This window comes from Streptomyces sp. NPDC001393 (genome assembly GCF_053597455.1).
Map to the genome: position 1 here is coordinate 1 of NZ_JBSFIH010000136.1, position 3,359 is coordinate 3,359.

The 3,359-nt window shown below is 68.1% G+C and carries 1 protein-coding gene and 2 pseudogenes; all 3 read left to right on the forward strand.

Going from position 1 to position 3,359, the window contains the following annotated elements:
• Nucleotides 1–154: 154 nt before the first annotated feature.
• Nucleotides 155–1,243: pseudogene (locus ACWC2T_RS45785) on the forward strand (transposase); the annotation flags it as partial.
• A 485-nt stretch (nt 1,244–1,728) separates the two neighbouring features.
• The gene (locus ACWC2T_RS45790) at nt 1,729–2,955 is read left to right on the forward strand and encodes an IS110 family transposase (RefSeq protein WP_450676209.1); all 1,227 of its coding nucleotides are present in this window, start codon (nt 1,729–1,731) and stop codon (nt 2,953–2,955) included.
• A 21-nt stretch (nt 2,956–2,976) separates the two neighbouring features.
• Nucleotides 2,977–3,345: pseudogene (locus ACWC2T_RS45795) on the forward strand (NF041680 family putative transposase); the annotation flags it as partial.
• Between the last annotated feature and the right edge of the window lie 14 nt (nt 3,346–3,359).

Genomic DNA, 3,359 nt, shown 5'->3' on the forward strand with positions numbered 1-3,359 from the left:
CGATACACGCCCTAGCTTGATCTTTAACGTCCGGCGTCGAATGGTGCCTCGAACTTGATCACTCGGATCGGTAACCGCCGTACGCCAAAGCGGCCTTCGTCTGAACATGTGCTCCGACCAAGGAACACACATGTCCAGCACGAAGGCCGTGAAGATGAGTCTGCTGCATCACGACGCCCGACAAGAGCCGTTGGCGGAACTGTCATGCTTCCGGGACGAGTTCTACTCCTGCCTCACCGCTCGTTCGGATGCGTTGTTCGAGCTGGCTGACGCCGTGCTGTGCGGCGACGGGCCGGTGAGGTCACTGGCCGAACTGTCGCTGGTCGGCGAACACCGCCGTGGTCATGGCGGGCTCTACGCCGCCCTCGCCCGTGGCAGGGTCGACACCGGCCGGCTGCAGCGGGCCCTGGCCGCGGTGCCGCTGCCGCGGGCTGTCGACGGCCGGCTGGTCCTGGCCATCGACATCACCTGCTGGCTACGCCCCGATGCCCACACCTCACCGCAGCGGATCCTGTGTCACACCTACGGCCGGGGCAAAGACCAGCACATCCCCGTCCCTGGCTGGCCGTACTCGATCATCTGCGCGCTCGAGCCGGGGCGCAGTTCCTGGACCGCGCCTTTGGACGCGCTTCGCCTGGCCCCCGGGGACGACACGGCCACCGTCACAGCCCGACAGCTGCGTGACCTGCTCCACCGGCTGATCACCGCCGGGCAGTGGCAGGAGGGCGACCCCGACGTTCTCGTCATCGCGGACGCCGGATACGACGCACCCCGTCTTGCGTTCCTGCTCCAAGACCTGCCGGTCCAGGTGCTCGCCCGGATGCGCGCAGACCGGGTCCTTCGCCGGGCTGTTCCACCCCGCCAGCCACACACGATGGGCCGCCCACCCCGGCACGGCGGCGAATTCGTCTTCGGGCAGCCCGATACCTGGGGCGTCCCGGACACCGAAACCGTCACCGACACACGTCTTTACGGCACCGCCAGGGCCCGCTCCTGGGACCGGCTGCACCCCAGGCTCACCCACCGCTCCTCCTGGGCCACCGCCGACGGCACTCTCCCGGTCGTCGAGGGGACGGTGATCCGCCTGGACATCGGACACCTGCCCAGCGGCGCAACACCGAAGCCGGTCTGGCTGTGGTGGTCAGGCACCGACGCCACTGCGGCAGACGCCGACCGTCTCTGGCAGGCCTACCTGCGGCGCTTCGACATCGAGCACACCTTCCGCCTCTTCAAGCAGACCCTAATTCGTTGATAGCGGCGCCGGTTGGCTTCACGAAGTCCAGCCGAGCTGTTCGAAAGCAGGAACGTCATGTCTTTCTGGACCCCGGCCCATGAGGCCTGCACTGAGAGTGACGAGCGGCCCTGACTTCGTCCAGCCGCGGGAGGCCGGTGTTGCCGGTGCTGGCGGCTCCGTGGGTGCCGAAGACATTCCTCAAGCAGACAGGGTCCGTCGAGACCTCAGCCGAGAGGGGAGCCCTTCGGCACACCGCGGCCGCCAACACCGCCCACCGCGACTACTCGTTGGAGCTCGTGGTACGAGCCCGCCTCACGGTGACCTCTCATACGACCCGAGTCATCGAACCCCGGTCAAGACCGAGGCCCGTGCGGTGCGCTGGTGCCGCGAACGGCTTGTGAGATGTCGGACCGAAGAGTCCTGGAATTAGGGAGCCGCGTGGCCCGCATGCGCTCGTGACCAGCGCAGATGACAGCGCCATAGGGAGGAATGACTTGATCTACTGCGGGATTGACTGGGCCGAGCAGCATCATGACGTCGCCCTCGTCGACGACACCGGCCAGCTCCTGGCCAAGCGCCGTATCAGCGACGATGCGGCCGGCTACCGCCTCCTGCTGGACCTGCTGGCGGAGTACGGCGACACCGAAGGCAATCCGATCCCGGTTGCCATTGAGACGAGCCGCGGCCTGCTGGTCGCCGTGCTGCGGACCGGCAAGCGGCAGATCTTCGCGGTCAACCCGATGGCCGCCTCACGCTACCGCGACCGGCACAGCGTCAGCCGGAAGAAGTCCGATCCCGGCGACGCCCTTGTCCTGGCGAACATCCTCCGCACCGACATGCACGCCCACCGGCCCCTGCCCAACGACAGCGATCTCGCCCGCGCCATCGCCGTCCTCGCCAGGGCCCAGCAGGACGCGACCTGGAACCGACAGCAGATCGCCAACCAGCTCCGCTCCCTCCTGCGCGAGTACTACCCCGCCGCTCTGGACGCCTTCTCCGGCTGGGCCAACGGCCTCTGCCGCCCAGAAGCCCGCGAACTGCTCAAGCTCGCCCCCACCCCTGCCCAAGCAGCCCGGCTCACCCGCACCCAGCTTCGCTCTGCCCTCAAGCGTGCCGGCCGCAGCCGCGGCATCGAAGCCGAGGCCGAACGACTCCGCGAGATCTTCCGCAGCGACTACGCGAGCCAGCCCCCTCTCGTCGAGGACGCGCTCGGCAAGCAAGCCCTCGCCCTCCTGCGGCAGCTGGAAGCCGCCTGCCTCGCCGCCGACGAGCTCGCCGAGGCGGTGGAAGCCTCTTTTCTCCAGCACCCGGACGCTGAGGTGATCCTTAGCTTCCCTGGCCTCGGGGTCCAGCTCGGCGCCCGGGTGCTGGCTGAGATCGGAGATGACCGCCAGCGGTTCGCCGACGCCCGGGGCCTCAAGGCCTATGCCGGATCCGCACCCGTCACCCGCACATCAGGCAAGAAGCACCGCGTTGGACGCCGCATGGTCAAGAACGACCGACTCAACCATGCCGGCTACCTATGGGCCTTCTCAGCCCTGCGATCCTCACCCGGAGCCGCCGCCCACTACCGCCGTCGACGCGAACAAGGGGACTGGCATGCAGCCGCCCAACGACACCTGTTCAACCGCATGATCGGCCAGCTCCACCACTGCCTCCAGAGTGGCGAACTGTTCGACGAACACGTCGCGTTCCCCTCCGAACTGGCCGCTGCCGCTTGACACGTTGGCATCGTGAGATGTCTCGGCTGGACCTGCCCGAAGATCCGCACACCCGAGGCCGCCGACCGCTGGACCTGGCTGATCCTCGCCGCCTACACCCAACTGCGTCTCGCCCGCCCCCTCGCAGCCGACCGGCGCCGTCCCTGGGAGCAACCCAGTTCCCCGGACAGGCTCACTCCCGCGCGTGTCCGCCGCGACTTCCGGCACATCCGCCCGCAGACCGCCTGCCCGGCCAGAGCACCGAAACCCACCCGCCCCGGCCCCGGACGACCAGCAGGCCGAAAAAACACCCGTCCCGCACCCCGCCACGACGTGCACACACCCAAGAAGACGCCAGCACAGGGACAAAAGAAGAGGTCAACCACCCCGAAGCCCCGCCGCACAGGTTAAAGATCAAGCTAGGA